The 15,662-nt window shown below is 60.6% G+C and carries 16 protein-coding genes; 10 read left to right on the top strand and 6 right to left on the bottom strand.

The window, feature by feature from the left end; all coding sequences use genetic code 11:
* The first annotated feature begins 140 nt into the window (after positions 1 to 140).
* Positions 141 to 968 carry a VCBS domain-containing protein gene (locus AMK00_RS12165; RefSeq protein ID WP_064810519.1) on the top strand — a complete coding sequence of 276 codons (828 nt, stop codon included), beginning with the start codon at positions 141 to 143 and terminating at the stop codon, positions 966 to 968.
* Between the two features lie 190 nt (positions 969 to 1,158).
* Here AMK00_RS12165 and fumC read toward each other — a convergent pair whose 3' ends face one another.
* Positions 1,159 to 2,550, bottom strand: coding sequence for a class II fumarate hydratase (fumC, locus tag AMK00_RS12160; protein WP_064810518.1), 1,392 nt, complete (start codon positions 2,548 to 2,550; stop codon positions 1,159 to 1,161).
* Here fumC and AMK00_RS32550 point away from each other — a divergent pair.
* Both AMK00_RS32550 and AMK00_RS12155 read left to right on the top strand, forming a co-directional pair.
* Positions 2,549 to 2,884 carry a hypothetical protein gene (locus AMK00_RS32550; protein ID WP_167377171.1) on the top strand — a complete coding sequence of 112 codons (336 nt, stop codon included), beginning with the start codon at positions 2,549 to 2,551 and terminating at the stop codon, positions 2,882 to 2,884. The two genes, fumC and AMK00_RS32550, sit on opposite strands and share 2 nt — an antisense overlap.
* Before the next feature lie 68 nt (positions 2,885 to 2,952).
* The gene (locus tag AMK00_RS12155; RefSeq protein ID WP_064810517.1) at positions 2,953 to 4,854 is read left to right on the top strand and encodes a L,D-transpeptidase family protein; all 1,902 of its coding nucleotides are present in this window, start codon (positions 2,953 to 2,955) and stop codon (positions 4,852 to 4,854) included.
* 300 nt (positions 4,855 to 5,154) lie between these two features.
* Here the strand turns inward: AMK00_RS12155 and AMK00_RS12150 are convergent, their stop codons facing one another.
* Positions 5,155 to 5,859, bottom strand: a complete 705-nt coding sequence (locus AMK00_RS12150; RefSeq protein WP_064803033.1) for an HAD family hydrolase — start codon at positions 5,857 to 5,859, stop codon at positions 5,155 to 5,157.
* A 44-nt stretch (positions 5,860 to 5,903) separates the two neighbouring features.
* On the opposite strand from AMK00_RS12150, the gene AMK00_RS33450 reads away from it, so the two are divergent.
* The 4 genes from AMK00_RS33450 to AMK00_RS12135 all read left to right on the top strand — a co-directional run bounded on the left by AMK00_RS33450 (position 5,904) and on the right by AMK00_RS12135 (position 7,773).
* Positions 5,904 to 6,029: a hypothetical protein gene (locus AMK00_RS33450; RefSeq protein ID WP_257784612.1), complete on the top strand. Its 126-nt coding sequence runs from the start codon at positions 5,904 to 5,906 to the stop codon at positions 6,027 to 6,029.
* Positions 6,030 to 6,103: 74 nt separating this feature from the next.
* Positions 6,104 to 6,802, top strand: a complete 699-nt coding sequence (rpiA, locus tag AMK00_RS12145) for a ribose-5-phosphate isomerase RpiA (protein WP_064810516.1) — start codon at positions 6,104 to 6,106, stop codon at positions 6,800 to 6,802.
* Positions 6,803 to 6,817: 15 nt separating this feature from the next.
* Positions 6,818 to 7,393 carry a DUF2059 domain-containing protein gene (locus AMK00_RS12140; protein WP_064803025.1) on the top strand — a complete coding sequence of 192 codons (576 nt, stop codon included), beginning with the start codon at positions 6,818 to 6,820 and terminating at the stop codon, positions 7,391 to 7,393.
* Positions 7,394 to 7,488: 95 nt separating this feature from the next.
* Positions 7,489 to 7,773 carry an acylphosphatase gene (locus AMK00_RS12135; RefSeq protein WP_064803023.1) on the top strand — a complete coding sequence of 95 codons (285 nt, stop codon included), beginning with the start codon at positions 7,489 to 7,491 and terminating at the stop codon, positions 7,771 to 7,773.
* Between the two features lie 40 nt (positions 7,774 to 7,813).
* Here the strand turns inward: AMK00_RS12135 and AMK00_RS12130 are convergent, their stop codons facing one another.
* Positions 7,814 to 8,032, bottom strand: coding sequence for a hypothetical protein (locus AMK00_RS12130; RefSeq protein ID WP_041678876.1), 219 nt, complete (start codon positions 8,030 to 8,032; stop codon positions 7,814 to 7,816).
* A gap of 203 nt (positions 8,033 to 8,235) precedes the next feature.
* Between AMK00_RS12130 and gor the strand changes: the two genes are divergently transcribed.
* A complete protein-coding gene (gene gor / locus AMK00_RS12125) occupies positions 8,236 to 9,621 on the top strand; it encodes a glutathione-disulfide reductase (RefSeq protein ID WP_064806169.1) in 1,386 nt (461 codons plus the stop codon).
* Between the two features lie 6 nt (positions 9,622 to 9,627).
* On the opposite strand, the gene AMK00_RS12120 is transcribed toward gor, so the two are convergent.
* Entirely contained in the window at positions 9,628 to 10,911 is a 1,284-nt protein-coding gene (locus AMK00_RS12120; protein WP_064810515.1) for a pilus assembly protein TadG-related protein, read from the bottom strand.
* A 188-nt stretch (positions 10,912 to 11,099) separates the two neighbouring features.
* On the opposite strand from AMK00_RS12120, the gene AMK00_RS12115 reads away from it, so the two are divergent.
* Positions 11,100 to 12,473 (top strand): class II 3-deoxy-7-phosphoheptulonate synthase, encoded by a 1,374-nt coding sequence (locus AMK00_RS12115; RefSeq protein WP_064803019.1) that lies wholly within the window; start codon positions 11,100 to 11,102, stop codon positions 12,471 to 12,473.
* Positions 12,474 to 12,530: 57 nt separating this feature from the next.
* On the opposite strand, the gene AMK00_RS12110 is transcribed toward AMK00_RS12115, so the two are convergent.
* Positions 12,531 to 14,369, bottom strand: a complete 1,839-nt coding sequence (locus AMK00_RS12110) for an ABC transporter ATP-binding protein (RefSeq protein WP_064810514.1) — start codon at positions 14,367 to 14,369, stop codon at positions 12,531 to 12,533.
* Between the two features lie 285 nt (positions 14,370 to 14,654).
* Here AMK00_RS12110 and AMK00_RS12105 point away from each other — a divergent pair, with 285 nt between their 5' ends.
* Positions 14,655 to 15,056, top strand: a complete 402-nt coding sequence (locus tag AMK00_RS12105; protein ID WP_064803016.1) for a GFA family protein — start codon at positions 14,655 to 14,657, stop codon at positions 15,054 to 15,056.
* Positions 15,057 to 15,073: 17 nt separating this feature from the next.
* Here the strand turns inward: AMK00_RS12105 and AMK00_RS12100 are convergent, their stop codons facing one another.
* Positions 15,074 to 15,604 (bottom strand): DUF1003 domain-containing protein, encoded by a 531-nt coding sequence (locus AMK00_RS12100; RefSeq protein ID WP_064810513.1) that lies wholly within the window; start codon positions 15,602 to 15,604, stop codon positions 15,074 to 15,076.
* Positions 15,605 to 15,662: the final 58 nt, after the last annotated feature.

The following is a 15,662-nucleotide window of genomic DNA, read 5'->3' as shown; positions in this document are numbered from 1 at the left end:
TCGTGCCACATTTGCAACCCGCCTGGCACACGCAATAAGAGAGAAGAAATCGACATCTGTCGCGAAACGGCCGACTTCAGGTTGCCTTCAACTCGAGCCCAGTTCATATTCCCGGCAGCGTTAACCTGCCGGGGCTTCCAATGACAAATGCAAAGCCAACTGCTGTCGACGACCTTCTCGTTTTTTTCGAACATGACTGGATCAGGGGCGATCTGCTGCGCCTTGCCAGTGATCCCGAAGGAGCGGACATGTATGTTCGCTTCGTCAATGGCGTCCGCATCGACGCCAAACATGGGCCTGACCACGAAACGATCATTCAGGGCGAGTACGGAATCTTCAAAGTGAAACCTGATGGTCACTTCACATATGAGCTGGATTATACGCTCGACGTGGTGAAGAATTTGGGGAAGTACGATCAGCTCATCGAAAAGCTGAGTTACAAGATGTCCGACGGCTGGGGAGGCACGGATGTCGGCGTGCTGACGCTGGCGATCGACGGCGTCAACGAAGGCGAAAAATATCACGAAGTCCTGGATTTCGATGATATGGGCGTCTTATCGAGGGCGGATAATTTCTCTCTCCCCAATTACCGGGGCTTTGCGCTCTCGGTGAACGGCAGCCACGACGTGACGCTTCTGAACGGCATCGTCTATGATAGTATCCCGGGCGTCGACGCCATTACCGAAGACGGTTTCAGCGATACCGTTCTATCCCCCGGTTCTGCCCCCGTAAGCTTGAAACTGCTCGATGGCGGGGAGTTCACCTTTCAGAGCGTCTCGATCGCCGAATTGTCGGCATCGCCCTTTCACCTGACGCTCACAGCCCTGAACGACGGCCAGATCGTCTATCAGCAGGAGCTCGAGGTCGCCGGCCCCAGTCTCGAGATAAATATCGAGGACATCGAAGAAATCCGGTTCGACTTCATGGGCAATTCTGTCGTGATGGACAATTTTTCGTTGTTGGTTTGACATTGCTCCCTTGTCTGCCAGGCAGACGAAGATCGCCCCTCACCCTAACCCTCTCCCGTAAAGACGGGGCGAGGGAACGTGCCCTGCGAGAGGTTGGCGAGGGACGGGGAGGTTGCGGCTATCTCCCTTCGCCCCGCAAGCGGGGAGAAGGTGCCGGCAGGCGGATCAGGGGCTGCGTATCGCGGCTCTTTTACTTCGGCCCGATCATCGTTTCCGGGCGCACGATCGCGTCATATTCTTCCGATGTCACCAGGCCGCTGGCAAGCGCCTCTTCCTTCAGCGTTGTACCGTTCTTGTGAGCCGTCTTGGCGATCTTGGCGGCGGCGTCGTAGCCGATCTTGGGGGCGAGGGCGGTGACCAGCATCAGTGAGCGTTCGAGGCCGGCTTTGATGTTGTCCTCGCGCGCCTCGATGCCGACGACGCAATTGTCGGTGAAGGAAACGGCGGCGTCGGCCAGCAACTGCACCGACTGCAGGAAGTTGTATGCCATCATCGGATTGTAGACGTTGAGCTCGAAATGGCCCTGGCTATCGGCGAAAGTCAGCGCGGCGTGGTTGCCGAAGATGTGGATGCAAACCTGCGTCAGCGCTTCGCATTGGGTGGGGTTGACCTTGCCGGGCATGATCGAGGAGCCGGGTTCATTCTCCGGCAGCGCCAGTTCGCCGAGACCGGCGCGGGGGCCGGAGCCGAGCAGGCGGATGTCGTTGGCAATCTTGAAGAGAGCGGCAGCCGCCGCATTGATGGCGCCATGCGAAAAGACCATGCTGTCATGCGAGGCAAGCGCCTCGAACTTGTTCGGCGCGGTGACGAAGGGCATGCCTGTGATATCAGCGATCTCGTCCGCGACCTTCTCCGCAAAACCGATCGGTGCGTTGAGGCCTGTGCCGACGGCGGTGCCGCCCTGGGCGAGTTCGCAGAGGCCGGGCAGGGTCATCTCGATGCGTTTGATGGCGGAGCCAAGCTGGGCGGCATAGCCGGAAAATTCCTGGCCAAGCGTCAACGGCGTCGCGTCCTGGGTATGGGTACGGCCGATCTTGATGATGTGGCTGAATTCGGTGACCTTCATGTCCAGGGCGGCATGCAGGTGCTTCAGCGACGGCAGCAGGTGATGGGCGATCCGTTCGGCGCAGGCAATGTGCATGGCCGTCGGATAGGTGTCGTTCGACGACTGGCTCATATTGACGTGATCGTTCGGGTGCACCGGCTTCTTGGAACCCATGACGCCGCCGAGCATTTCTATGGCACGATTGGAGATCACCTCGTTGGCATTCATGTTGGACTGCGTGCCGGAACCGGTCTGCCAGACGACCAGTGGAAAGTGCTCGTCGAGCTTGCCGTCGATTACTTCCTGGGCGGCGGCGACGATCGCCTTGCCCAGCGCCGGATCGAGCTGGCCGAGTGACATGTTGGCGCGGGCGGCCGCCTGTTTGACGATGCCGAGCGCGCGGACGATCGACAGCGGCTGCTTTTCCCAGCCGATCTTGAAATTGCCGAGCGAACGCTGCGCCTGGGCGCCCCAATATCGGTCGGCGGCGACGTCGATGGGGCCAAAAGTATCGGTTTCGGTGCGGGTTGCGGTCATGAGCCTTGCCTTCCTATCACATGCTGTTTTCTGGCATCTTCGAAAGATGTGGTCTTATAGGTTGGAAACCAGGGCAAGAAAACCGAATGCGGTGCGAAATATTGATGATCACAGTCATGTTTGTGCCTGCCAGGCGGCGTGCTTTTTCGGCCACGTTGAAAATTTTATGCATCGGCACGTTTTTGCCGTACTGGCCCGGCGGCGAAAATTCGGTAAAAAATTAACTAATAATTTCATAATTTTGTGTGAACTGCTGTGCGGCGCCGCGCAGGATTCCTCTCACATGAAATTAGTCCGCCGGCGCTGGCGGCGAAGGCCGGTTTCTGATCAATGAGGCCCTACGCTGCTTGAGTTTCGCGGGATTTGAGCTGAGAACAGCATGACATCGGGACTGGAATATATATGACGTTCGTTTTGAAAAGCGCGGTATCCGCATTGGCAGTTTCTTGCGGCCTGGCAATGATGGCCGCTCCCGCGCATGCCTATACGCTGATGGATATGCTGCGCGGCGACAGGCAGCGGACTCAGAGCACCATTTTCATGGATCAGATGCCGCCCGGGCGTGTGGCGCCGCGTGGCGGCGAAGGCGGATCGCTTGGCGGGCTTGACCCGGAGGCGCCGCTGCCGAAGGTCAGCGGTCCGCGTTATTATACCTACAAGACCGAAGCCCTGCAGTTCGTCGATACCAGCAAGTTCGCCGATCCCATCGTCACGGGTGCGGTTGCCGAGGTTTCGCCTGGGAGCGATTCCGAACCGGTGGTGCAGCGCCGCTTCCTGGCGCAGGCCAAGGTTCGCGCCAATGCCGACGTCGCCAAGGCGCTGGAAACCTATTACAGCGATAGCCGCAATCCGCTCGTCTGGGTCGACGGCAACCAGATCAACGAGCGCGCCCAGTCGGCAATGGCGGCGCTGGCCGATGCGGCTTCCGTGGGCCTCGACCCTGCCGATTACGCCGTGCAGGCGCCGGCGGTCGATCCGGCCAATCCCGATCCTGCCGCGCGCGACCGAATGCTGACGCAATTCGAGCTGGAACTTTCGGCCAAGGTGCTTGCCTTCGTGCAGGACACGGTCCGCGGCCGCATCGATCCGAACAAGATTTCCGGCTATCACGATTTCCAGCGCAAGGTCGTCAATCTGGCACCGGTGCTGAAGCTTGCGCGCATGAGCCCGAATGCCGGCGCCTATATCGCCAGCCGTTCGCCCGATAGCCCGCAGTTCGAGGCGCTGAAGGCGGAGCTTGCCAAGCTTCGCGCCGCCGATAGCAATGAGGAGCAGATCGTCATTTCGCTCCAAGGGCTGCTCAAACCCGGCGACAGTTCGTCCGAGATCGCCAATATCGTCAAGGCGCTGCAGAAGCACGGGTCCGAGACGCTGAAGACCGATCATGCGGCGACGTTTGCAGCCTATGTGGGCGGCAGCGACTATTCGCCCGACATCGTCTCGCTGGTGGAGGACTTCCAGAAGGAGCACGGTCTGAAGCCCGATGGTGTCATCGGCCAGGCGACCGTGCGCGCCATGACCGGCGGTGACACCAATGCCTCGAAGATCGACAAGCTCGTCGTCGCCATGGAACAGGTGCGCTGGCTGCCGGAAGATCTGGGTTCCCGCTACGTCATGATCAATCAGCCGGCCTACATGGCCTACTACCATAATGACGGTAAGGAACAGCTGTCGATGCGCGTGGTGGTCGGCGGCAAGAACAACCAGACCTATTTCTTCAACGACGAGATCGAGACGGTGGAGTTCAACCCGTTCTGGGGCGTGCCACAGTCGATCATCATCAACGAAATGCTGCCGAAGCTGCGGTCGGACCCGAACTACCTCGATCAGCTCGGTTATGAGGTTGAGGTGAATGGCCATGCCGTCGCCTCGTCCAGCGTCGACTGGTACGGCTCGACCGCAAATGTTTCGGTGCGCCAGCCGCCAAGCAGCGATAACGCCCTCGGCGAACTGAAGATCCTGTTCCCGAACAGCCACGCGATCTACATGCACGATACGCCCTCAAAGAGCTTCTTCAAGCGCGACATGCGGGCGCTCAGCCACGGTTGTGTGCGCCTTGCCAATCCGCGCGCGATGGCAGCCGCCGTGCTCGGCACGACGGCCGACGATGTCGCCAGGCAGATCGCGAGCGGCCAGAATCATGCGGTGAAGGTGCCGCAGAAGATCCCGGTCTACGTCTCCTATTTCACCGCCTGGCCGAACAAGGATGGCGTGGTGGAGTATTTCGATGACGTCTACGGCCGTGACGCCTATGTCGACAAGGCTTTCGATGCGACGACCAAGGCGCGTGGGGCACAGATCTGACGCCTGATTTGTGGTGATTTTGACGGGCGGTCTTTGGGCCGCCCGTTTTGTTTTTGGGTGGTGGTGCTTCAGATAGGATGTGCCGTGTGGTACCCCCTCTGTCCTGCCGGACATCTCCCCACAAGGAGGGAGATTGGCTGGGAGCACCGGTTTCCCCAAGCAATCGGCGCCGCAAGCTGCGCAACATTAGTGATGCGCGAAGGTTAGGCTTCTGGCCAATCTCCTGGGGGAGATGGTCGGCAGACCAGAGGGGGTGCCCCCTCACCGAATGCCGCCAGAGGACAAGAGCCAGCCTCGTCTCTAAACGGCAACTTTGGCCGCAGAACCCTTCAGCAAACCTTCCACCAATTCCGGCGTCAGTTCATCGTAATGGGTGATGATGACATCCGGATCGAGGCTTGAGACCGGCACATCCGAGTAGCCGAAAGGCACTGCAATCGACGGCACGGCGGCGTTCCTGGCCACTGCGATATCGTTGATGCTGTCGCCGATCATCACCGTTCGGGAAATATCGCCGCCGGCGCGCTCGATGGTGCCGGTGAGGTGGCGAGCGTCGGGCTTGCGGTATTGGAAGGTGTCGCCGCCGGTGACGGCTTCGAAATAGCTGACGAGTTCGAGCTTGTCGAGCAGACCGAGCGCGAGGCTCTCCATCTTGTTGGTGCAGACGGCGAGACGGTAGCCAGCGGATTTCAGGCGGTTCAGCGCGGCGACCAGACCGGGATAGGGTTCCGTATGGCCGGGCATGTTGCCGGCATAATGGGCGACGAAGCGTTCCACCAGCAGCGGCAGGCCATCTTCCGCGAGCGAATGGCCGCGCAGCCGGCAGGCGCGCTCGATCATCACCCGCGCCCCCTGGCCGACGAGATGGGTGAGGTCGTCATAACTGACCGGTTCGAGGCCGAGCGCTGCGATCGTATGGTTCAGGCTTTCGACGAGATCGGCATGGGTGTCGAGGAGGGTGCCGTCGAGATCGAAGACGACGAGCGGGGCGGGGGCAGGGGTCAAGGGGTTTGCCTCTTTGTGCGATGGGCGTCTTGCGAGCGGCGTCGATGGAACGCGTCATTTCCGGGAATGATGATATTTTTCCTGAGGTAGGCGATCGCGGGGCGGAAAGCAACGGCCTGAGGATTAGCGGGAAGCCGCAGGCGTTTGTTTCGGCTTTTCATTTTCCGTGATGATTTTGACTTTCGTTTGCCAGGCGAGCCGTGTAAACAGCACATCCAACGTAATAATTCGGAGCTGGCGGCGCATGGATGCGCGCGAAATGAAGATCAAGGCCGCCGAGGCCGCGCTCGCCCATGTCGAAAGCGGGATGCGTCTCGGCATCGGAACTGGGAGTACAGCGGAAGAATTCGTCCGCCTGCTGGCGGAGAAAGTCGCAGGCGGCTTCCAGGTCGAAGGTGTTCCGACATCCGAGCGAACGGCGCGGCTCTGTGTCGAGCTCGGTGTTCCGCTGAAGTCGCTTGACGAGCTGCCGACGCTCGATCTGACGGTCGACGGCGCCGACGAGGTCGATCCAGCGCTCAGGCTGATCAAGGGCGGCGGCGGCGCGCTGCTGCGCGAAAAGATCGTCGCTGCAGCGTCGCAGAGGATGATCGTCATCGCCGACGAGAGCAAGCTGGTCGAAACACTCGGCGCCTTCGCGCTGCCGATCGAGGTCAATCCGTTCGGTCTCGTCACGACGCGGATCGCCATCGAAAAGGTTGCCGCCCGGCTCGGCCTTTCCGGCGAACTCAACCTGCGCCAGTCCGGTGACGGAGAGTTTACCACGGACGGCGGCCATCACATCATCGATGCATCTTTTGGCCGCATTCCTGATGCAGAGGCGCTTTCGAGCGAGCTGAATTCCATACCCGGCGTCGTTGAACACGGGCTCTTTATCAATATGGCGGCACTTGCGATCATCGCCGGTCCTGCGGGTGCGCGCACACTGCAGGCAAACAGATAACAGGAGCATACACTCATGATGAACATTGCAGGTCTTGGCCGTCTCGCCGCTGCGACCCTCGTTCTTTCCGGGCTTGCCTTCGGCTCCGCCGTCAAGGCGCAGGAGGTCTCCGAGGAGCAGCTCAAGGCGTCTCGTGCCGCGATCGACGCGATCGGCGCCACTGCCCAGTTCGACAATATCCTGCCCGGCCTCGCCGAGCGCCTGAAGGCCGGCCTGATCCAGGATTCGCCGAACTATCAGGACATCATTTCATCGACGGTCGACGCGCAGGCGCTGAAGCTGGCGCCGCGCCGCGGGGATCTCGAAAAGGAGGCGGCGCTCACCTATGCCAAGGCTTTCACGGTCGACGAGCTGAAGGCGATTGCGGATTTCTATAATTCCGACGTCGGCAAGAAGCTGCTGCGCGATGGGCCGGTCGCCTCCCGCGAAACGGCCAAGGCTGCCGACATCTGGGCGCAAGGCATTTCGCGAGACTTGGAAAAGCAGAGCAATGCCGAACTGTCCAAGGTCATCAAGGCGCCGCCGCCGGCAACCGACAGCCCAGTGGCTCCGGCACCCGCTCCGGCGCCGGCCCCGGCTGCCCAGAAGTAAGGGCTGCCTCCGCAGATTTGCAAAAGCCCGGCATCGTCCGGGCTTTTTTGCTATGATGGACCCGGCAAATAGCGGCTAGGTTTTGGTGAGGCGATATGTCCGATCATGACGAGGCGGTGCGAGTGCGGATATCGGGCAGAGTCCAAGGTGTCGGTTTTCGCATGTGGACACGCGATGAGGCGCTGCGGCTCGGCGTAACGGGTTGGGTGCGCAACGAAGCGGACGGATCTGTCTCCGCCTTGATCGCTGGAGCGGACAACGCGATTTCGACAATGATCGAGCGTTTGAGGCGCGGACCTGCAGGGGCATCGGTCTCAAGCGTCGAGACGGAAGCGGCTCAGCTTGATAATATGCCGAGGGATTTCCGCATTACCGGCTGAGAGCGGCAAATCCCCGAGAGAGAAAATACGCCAAGGGTGATCAGCCCCAGTCCTTCGAACTCTTGGCCAACTGCCATACGCCAGTCTCATCCGGCTCTACGCGCTTGTTGCCGCGGTAGAAGATCGGCAGCCCTGTTTTCTTGTCCATGGCAAAGCGGCTGGGCGTGAATTTCTCGCCCTCGTGGCCCTGGATGGCGAGGTTGAGCGCTTCCTTGAACTTGCCGGCCCTGCACAGGTTGGCGAAGAGAGTTTGATCCATCTTTTGCTCCGGCATCCTTTCAGTCTCGTGCATTGCCTGCCAGCCTCTGCCGACGCGGTCAACCGTAAACGCTGACCGAGGCAACTTCCGATCAAGATTCGGCAATGGAGTACAGGAAGACGCAGGAGCAGGGCTTTTGTTTTCATGATGATCGCCCCTATATCAGGAACGTCCTTCCTGCGATTCCCCTTCCGGAGCTTCTCATGTCTTCCTATGATTACGACCTTTTCGTCATCGGCGGTGGTTCCGGAGGTGTGCGCGCTGCGCGCGTCGCCGCCTCGCTCGGCAAGAAGGTGGCGATCGCGGAGGAATATCGCTATGGCGGGACATGCGTCATCCGCGGTTGCGTGCCGAAGAAACTCTTCGTCTATGCTTCGCAGTTCCACGAGCACTTCGAGGATGCAGCGGGTTTCGGCTGGACGGTCGGCCAAAGCAGCTTCGACTGGAAGAAGCTGGTGGCCGCCAAGGATGCGGAGATCGCGCGGCTGGAAGGCCTCTACAAGAAGGGGCTCGCCGGCGCCAATGCCGAGATCCTGGAAACGCGCGCCGAGCTCGTCGATGCCCATACGGTGCGGCTCGTGAAAACAGGGCAGACGGTGACGGCCAAGACGATCGTGGTCGCGACCGGCGGACGCCCGAACCCGCATGTCGCGCTTCCCGGTCACGAGCTTTGCATTTCCTCCAACGACGCCTTTCATCTCGACGAACTGCCGAAATCGATCGTGATCGCAGGCGGCGGTTACATCGCCGTCGAATTCGCCAATATCTTCCATGGCCTCGGCGTGGCGACGACGCTGATCTATCGCGGCGCCGAAATCCTGTCTCGCTTCGACGAGGATCTGAGGCGGGGCCTGCACGAGGCAATGGTCGCCAAGGGCATCCGCATCCTCTGCCATGACACGCTGCAGCAGGTTTCGAACGCCGAGGACGGGCTCGTGCTGGAGACGCTGAACAGCGGCACGTTGCAGGCCGATGTCGTCATGCTGGCGCTCGGGCGCGATCCGAATACGGAAGGCCTCGGCCTCGAGGCAGCCGGCGTCGCCATGGACGAGCGCGGCGCCATCATCGTCGACGATTATTCCCGTACCAATATCGAAAATATCTATGCTCTCGGCGATGTCACCAATCGGGTACAGCTGACGCCGGTGGCGATTCACGAGGCGATGTGCTTCATCGAGACCGAGTACAAGAACAATCCGACCCGGCCGGACCATGAACTGATCCCCACTGCCGTCTTCTCACAGCCCGAGATCGGCACGGTCGGCCTGTCGGAAGAGGAGGCGGGCAAGCGGCACAGTGAGCTCGAAGTATACCGCGCCCAGTTCCGACCGCTGAAAGCGACGCTTTCCGGCAGGCCCGAGCGAATGATCATGAAACTGATCGTCGAATCTGCGAGCCGCAAGGTAGTGGGGGCTCATATCCTCGGGCACGATGCCGGCGAGATGGCGCAGCTACTCGGCGTCACGCTCAAGGCCGGCTGCACCAAGGATGATTTCGATCGGACGATGGCGCTGCACCCGACCGCGGCCGAAGAGCTCGTCACCATGTATGCGCCGAGCTACCGCATCCGTGATGGGCAGCGCCTCTGAGCCCTGTCAACTGGTGATGCGCGGCGCGCGGATGACTTTGAGGAAAAGTGCTTTCATCGCGTCGGCAATGCCGTCGGTCGGCGTGACTTCGAAATAAAGGCCGGGTGAGGCGCAGGCCTGCATTTTCGTCGGTATCTCGCTCTGGAAGGGCTTGATCCAGGTGTTGTACCAGTTGTTGCTGGGCAGCGGCAGGTAAGTGGTATAGAGCACGGCGATCTTGACGCCGCGGTCCTTCAGCGGCTTGCAGAAACTCGTGTCGATCGGCTCCTGGCAGCGACCGCCGGTCGTCTTTTTGGTACATGTCGAGGGCTTGTAGCTGTCGCCGACGCCGTCGGCGACGAAAAACAGGATTTTTTCAGGGCTGATATTCGAGGTTCCGTCGCCCGCAGGGTCTATGATCGTGTTGATCTGCGTCATCGCGCTGTCGAAGCTCGTGAGCTGGTCACTGTTGTAATTCTGGTAAGGAATTGTCATCAGGTCGACCGCGTCGGTATAATTCTTGACCTTTGTCAGGTCGGAGGTGAGGCCGGAAATCGTCGTCAGCTTCGCGTCCTCGGCCTTGGTGCCGAAAGTGTAGACACCCATCCGAAACTGATCGCTGCTGACGCGCTCGGCCTTGGCCGTATCGGTCAGCGCCTGGGTTGCCTGGCGAACCACGTCGATACGCATGGTGACGCCGAGGCTCTTGGCTATTGTGTAGTTGTTGGTGCTCTGGTCCATCTGGTGACAGGCAAAAGCGCAGCCGGTCTTGGCTTGCAGCTTCGAAACGTCGGTTGCGGTCGCGCCGACGCCCATGGAAGGCGTGTTGTCGAGCAGGATGTAGAAATCCATGAAGGCGGCAGTCTGGTATTCGGCTGTCGCCGTGCCGGAGATGGTGATCGAATCCCTGCCAAAAATGCGCATGAAGGTCGTCGGCACGGTCGCGGTGAAGGAAACCTGCGAGTTCAGCTTATTGGCGGTCTTGGTGACGTCGATGCCGAGATCGATATGAATGTCGGTCAGCTCACCCGACGTCTGGGACATGAAGATGTTACGAGCGTCGGTTTTGCCAAGCGAGACCGTGCCGTTGCCGCTCATTGTCATTGCGGCGGCGACCGCGCCCGATTTTTCGGCGATCGAACCGACGGCCGCAGCATCGGCGGCGGCGTAGAGCTGCGTTCTCAGGCTCAGTGCGTGGGCCACATCCACCGCCATGCCGGCCGCACCCACGAGCGGCACCATCAGCAATGCCGTCATGATGCCGAAATTACCCGAGCGGTCCAATATGAAGCCGGGCGAAAGGATCGCCATGACATGTCCCCGATGTTGAAACTCCTTCAGTTTCTACATGCAAAGTCTGAAATATGGGGAAATCGACATGGTATATGCTGGTTTAAAGCTTCCGGTGATTGGCCTTTGCAAGCTTGATCTAAAGGTCTATAAGCCGCCGGATATTAAGACAGGGCATCCGAGGAATGGATGTGAGTGAGGTTAGTGAAATGGCAGAGAACTGGACCCCGAGCAGCTGGCGGCAGAAACCGATACTGCAGGTTCCCGAATATCCCGACGCAGCTGCTTTGGCGGCGACGGAGGCCCAGCTCGCCAGCTATCCGCCGCTCGTCTTCGCAGGCGAAGCGCGCCGCCTGAAGAAGCATCTCGCCAATGTGGCCGAAGGCAACGGTTTCCTGCTGCAGGGCGGCGACTGCGCCGAGAGCTTCGCCGAACACGGCGCTGACAATATCCGTGATTTCTTCCGCGCCTTCCTGCAGATGGCTGTGGTGCTGACCTTCGGCGCGCAGCTGCCGGTCGTCAAGGTCGGCCGCATCGCCGGCCAGTTCGCAAAGCCGCGCTCATCGAACGTCGAGAAGCAGGGCGACGTGACACTGCCCGCCTATCGCGGCGACATCATCAACGGCATCGAATTCACCGAGGAGTCACGCATTCCGAACCCGGACCGGCAGGCCATGGCCTATCGCCAGTCGGCCGCGACGCTAAACCTTCTGCGTGCCTTCGCGATGGGCGGTTACGCCAATCTCGAAAACGTGCATCAGTGGATGCTCGGCTTCGTCAAGGACAGCCCGCAGGGCGAGCGTTACCGCAAGCTTGCCGACCGCATCAGCGAAACCATGGATTTCATGAAGGCGATCGGCATCACCTCGGAAAACCATCCGAGCCTGCGCGAGACCGATTTCTTCACCAGCCATGAAGCGCTGCTGCTCGGCTATGAGGAGGCACTGACCCGCATCGATTCCACCTCCGGCGACTGGTATGCCACGTCAGGCCACATGATCTGGATCGGCGACCGCACGCGCCAGGCCGACCATGCGCATGTCGAATATTGCCGCGGCATCAAGAACCCGATCGGCCTGAAATGCGGCCCATCGCTACAGGCCGACGATCTGCTGCAACTGATCGACATCCTGAATCCGGGCAATGAAGCCGGCCGCCTGACGCTGATCTGCCGCTTCGGTCATGAAAAAGTCGCCGAAAATCTGCCGCGTCTCATTCGCGCTGTCGAGCGTGAGGGCCGCAAGGTCGTCTGGTCCTGCGATCCCATGCACGGCAACACAATCACGCTCAACAACTACAAGACCCGTCCCTTCGAACGGATTCTGTCGGAAGTCGAAAGCTTCTTCCAGATCCACCGCGCCGAAGGCACGCATCCCGGCGGCATCCATGTCGAAATGACCGGCAAGGACGTGACGGAATGCACCGGCGGTGCTCGCGCAGTCACCGCCGACGACCTGCAGGACCGCTATCACACGCACTGCGATCCGCGCCTCAACTCCGACCAGGCGCTCGAGCTCGCCTTCCTGCTTGCCGAGCGCATGAAGGGCGGCCGCGACGAGAAGCGCATGGTCGCCAACGGCTGAGGACAGGACGAAACGGATGACAAAAACCCGGCGTGACGCCGGGTTTTTTATTGCTTTTCAGATACTCGCCTGAACGCTGTGCAGGTTGGCGTAGACGCCGCCTTGCGCCATGAGCGCGTCATGTGTTCCCTGTTCAACGATGCCATCGCCCGTCAGGACCAGGATGCGGTCGGCATGGCGGACCGTCGAGAGGCGGTGGGCGATGACCAGGGTGGTGCGGCCGTTCGCCAAGCTCAGGAGCGCCTGCTGCACCGCCCGTTCGCTCTCATTGTCGAGCGCGCTGGTCGCCTCGTCGAAGATCAGGATTTCCGGATCTTTCAGGAAGGCGCGGGCGATGGTGATGCGCTGGCGCTGGCCGCCGGAGAGCTTGACGCCGCGCTGGCCGATGTCGGTGTCATAGCCATTGGGCAGGGCCATGATGAAATCATGCGCATTGGCGGCGCGGGCCGCCGCTTCGAGCTCGGCATCGGTCGCATCCGGCCTGCCGTAGCGCAGGTTTTCCGCAACAGTGCCGGCAAAGAGATAGACATCCTGCTGCACCACCCCGACATGGCGCCGCAGTGACGCCAGCGTGACGTCGCGGATATCGCTTCCGTCGATGCGGATTGCGCCCGCCTCGACATCGTAGAAGCGTGGTATCAGCGCGCAAAGCGTGCTCTTGCCCACTCCCGAGGGGCCGACCAGGGCGACAAACTCTCCGGGAGCGATGGTGAGGGAAAGCCGCTCCAGCACCCTCGGACCATCGGCTTCGTAGCCGAAGGCGACGTCGGAAAAGCTGATCTCGCCTCTCGGCGCCGGCATCGGACGCGCATTCGGCCGATCGGTGATATCGGGATCGATCTCGAGGATTTCCATGGCCCTGATGAAGCCGGTATATCCCTCCTGCCAGAGGCGCACGAAATTCGCGAGCCGCTGCACGGGATCGACCAGCACGCCGACGCAGAGCAGGAAGGTCAGCATATCCGGGACGGTCAGGTCCGCCGTCAGGATGCGCAGGCCTCCTGCGATGATCACCAATATGGTGACGAGCTGGGCGAAGGTTTCGGTGCCGACGGAAAACCAGGCCTCGCTGCGGTAGCCCTCGGCGCGGCTTTGCAGGAAACGCTGGTTCTGCGCCGCGAAACGCTGCCTTTCCAGCGCCTCGTTGGCGAAGGACTGGACGACACGGATGCCCGCGAGCGCATCCTCGACGCGCTCGTTGACGGCGGCGATCTGCCGCTTGCTGGCTTCGAGCGCATGGTTCATGCGCCGGTTGAAATAGAGTGCATAGGCCACCGCCACCGGGGTGAGCACCAGAATGAGGGTCGCCAGCAATGGGTCGATGAAGAACAGGACCAGCATGGCGCCGCCATATTTCAGAACGGCGATGGCGAGATCCTCGGGGCCGTGGTGAAACAGCTCGCCCAGCCAGAGGGAATCGTTGGTGATGCGGCTCATCAATTGCCCGGTGCGCTGGCGATCATAGAAGCTGAAGGACAGCTTCTGGCAATGCTCGAAGAGTTCCTGCCGCACCGTCGCTTCGATGCGGGCGCCCATGACATGGCCGCGATAATCGACGAAGAAGATCGCCGCTATCTGGACAGCGAGAACGGCCAGCATCACACCGCCCATGGCAAGGATCTGCGCGAAGGCCTCGGGGGCATCAGGCAGAGCCAGAAGCCGGCTCGTGACGATGTTGGCGCAGAGGGGCAATGCCACGGCGGTGCCGGCCACGAGTATGGCGCAAAGCAGATCCGCCAGCAGCAAAGGCAGATGCGGGCGGTAATAGGAGATGAACTTGCGCATGCGCGACCAGCGCTGCTCGCGTTCAGTGGCGCTCGAATAGTCGCGGAAGAAGTTCAGAAAGAGGTTATGGCGTCGCGAGCTTTTCCTCGCGCGAGAGAATGGCGTGTGCATGAAGCAGAATGTCCTTGTGGGCGATGTTTCCTTTCTGTCTGGACAGGGTCGCTCTCATGTCAGTCTCCCGGCGGTTGCATAAATTGAGCCTATAGTATCACCGATAACAGTGTCCGGTTCAACGCGGTGACGAGAGGAGATCGGCGGGTGTTGTCAACGGGCAACATCCGAGGGCCGCCGCCACCCGTGAACGCTTCAAGATTTCTGATCATTCGTTCAGGGGAATGGATTTGACGACGAGGTCTCGTGGCCGCAAGTTTCTCCAGGAGCGAGGGGAGAGCGATCATGAGCGAACACCATACAGGCGGTTGTCTTTGCGGCGCCGTGCGATTTTCAATTCGGGCAAAGCCAGGGCCTGTCGTCGGTTGCCACTGTTCCCAATGCCGCCGGCAGACGGGACTCTATTATGCCGCGGTCAACGTGCCGCGCGTGGCGCTTTCGGTGGAGAATCCCGGCGCCGTCCGCTGGTATCGGTCGAGCGGTGAGGCGCAACGCGGCTTCTGCGCCAATTGCGGCTCCGCGCTGTTTTGGCAGGGGGATGAAGCGGTGGAGGTTTCGGTCCTGGCAGGCGCTTTCGACGAACCGAGCGGCCTAGCCTTCAGCCATCACATTTATTGCATCGACAAGGGGGATTTCTACGAAATATCAGATGGTCTGCCGCAATATGACAGGTATCCGCCCCGTTGATTTGAGGATGCCCCGCTTCAGGTCTTGGCTGCGAGCGCGGCGCTGAGACGAGCGACGTCTTCGCGCAGCGCCGTCAGCTCGGTCAGGACGCGCATATCGATCTTCTGGTGCAGGGAGAGCACTTCGAGTTCGGCTTTGAGATTGACTTCGTAATCCTTGGCTGCCTCGAAGCGGTCGCGCTCAGCCTGACGATTCTGCGACATCATGATGATCGGCGCCTGGATGGCGGCGAGCATCGACAAGATCAGGTTCAGGAAGACGAACGGATAGGGATCGAAAGCGCCACTCGCCAAAACGATGGTGTTGATTATCGTCCAGACGACGAGGAAGGCCAGGAAGCCGAGGATGAAGGACCATGAGCCGCCGACACGGGCGATGCTGTCGGCGATGCGTTCTCCAAAAGAGGCCTCGGCAGAAAAGGCGGCGTTGACATCGGTCGAGATGATCTTGCGCTCGTGCGCTTTCGCCAGCACGCGCTTTTCCGTGTCGCCGAGTTCGTCGGCCGGTTTGTCGAAATGATGGTGCACGAAGTTCGAAAAATTATTCATGGCCTGTTTCCGATGACCGTTAACGATGCTGCCGCTTTCGTGCGTCAGTATTCCGCTC

This window comes from Rhizobium sp. N621, assembly GCF_001664325.1.
Taxonomy (GTDB): Bacteria; Pseudomonadota; Alphaproteobacteria; order Rhizobiales; family Rhizobiaceae; genus Rhizobium; species Rhizobium esperanzae.
This window is presented reverse-complemented; position numbering and strand designations above follow the sequence as displayed.

Excerpts from the sequence above, each read along its gene's own strand:
- AMK00_RS12165 (WP_064810519.1), top strand. The coding sequence starts at position 141 with ATGACAAATGCAAAGCCAACTGCTGTCGACGACCTTCTCGTTTTTTTC.
- AMK00_RS32550 (WP_167377171.1), top strand. The coding sequence starts at position 2,549 with ATGAGCCTTGCCTTCCTATCACATGCTGTTTTCTGGCATCTTCGAAAG.
- fumC (WP_064810518.1), bottom strand. The coding sequence starts at position 2,550 with ATGACCGCAACCCGCACCGAAACCGATACTTTTGGCCCCATCGACGTC.
- AMK00_RS12155 (WP_064810517.1), top strand. The coding sequence starts at position 2,953 with ATGACGTTCGTTTTGAAAAGCGCGGTATCCGCATTGGCAGTTTCTTGC.
- AMK00_RS33450 (WP_257784612.1), top strand. The coding sequence starts at position 5,904 with ATGGAACGCGTCATTTCCGGGAATGATGATATTTTTCCTGAGGTAGGC.
- rpiA (WP_064810516.1), top strand. The coding sequence starts at position 6,104 with ATGGATGCGCGCGAAATGAAGATCAAGGCCGCCGAGGCCGCGCTCGCC.
- AMK00_RS12140 (WP_064803025.1), top strand. The coding sequence starts at position 6,818 with ATGATGAACATTGCAGGTCTTGGCCGTCTCGCCGCTGCGACCCTCGTT.
- AMK00_RS12135 (WP_064803023.1), top strand. The coding sequence starts at position 7,489 with ATGTCCGATCATGACGAGGCGGTGCGAGTGCGGATATCGGGCAGAGTC.
- AMK00_RS12130 (WP_041678876.1), bottom strand. The coding sequence starts at position 8,032 with ATGGATCAAACTCTCTTCGCCAACCTGTGCAGGGCCGGCAAGTTCAAG.
- gor (WP_064806169.1), top strand. The coding sequence starts at position 8,236 with ATGTCTTCCTATGATTACGACCTTTTCGTCATCGGCGGTGGTTCCGGA.
- AMK00_RS12120 (WP_064810515.1), bottom strand. The coding sequence starts at position 10,911 with ATGGCGATCCTTTCGCCCGGCTTCATATTGGACCGCTCGGGTAATTTC.
- AMK00_RS12115 (WP_064803019.1), top strand. The coding sequence starts at position 11,100 with ATGGCAGAGAACTGGACCCCGAGCAGCTGGCGGCAGAAACCGATACTG.
- AMK00_RS12110 (WP_064810514.1), bottom strand. The coding sequence starts at position 14,369 with ATGCACACGCCATTCTCTCGCGCGAGGAAAAGCTCGCGACGCCATAAC.
- AMK00_RS12105 (WP_064803016.1), top strand. The coding sequence starts at position 14,655 with ATGAGCGAACACCATACAGGCGGTTGTCTTTGCGGCGCCGTGCGATTT.
- AMK00_RS12100 (WP_064810513.1), bottom strand. The coding sequence starts at position 15,604 with ATGAATAATTTTTCGAACTTCGTGCACCATCATTTCGACAAACCGGCC.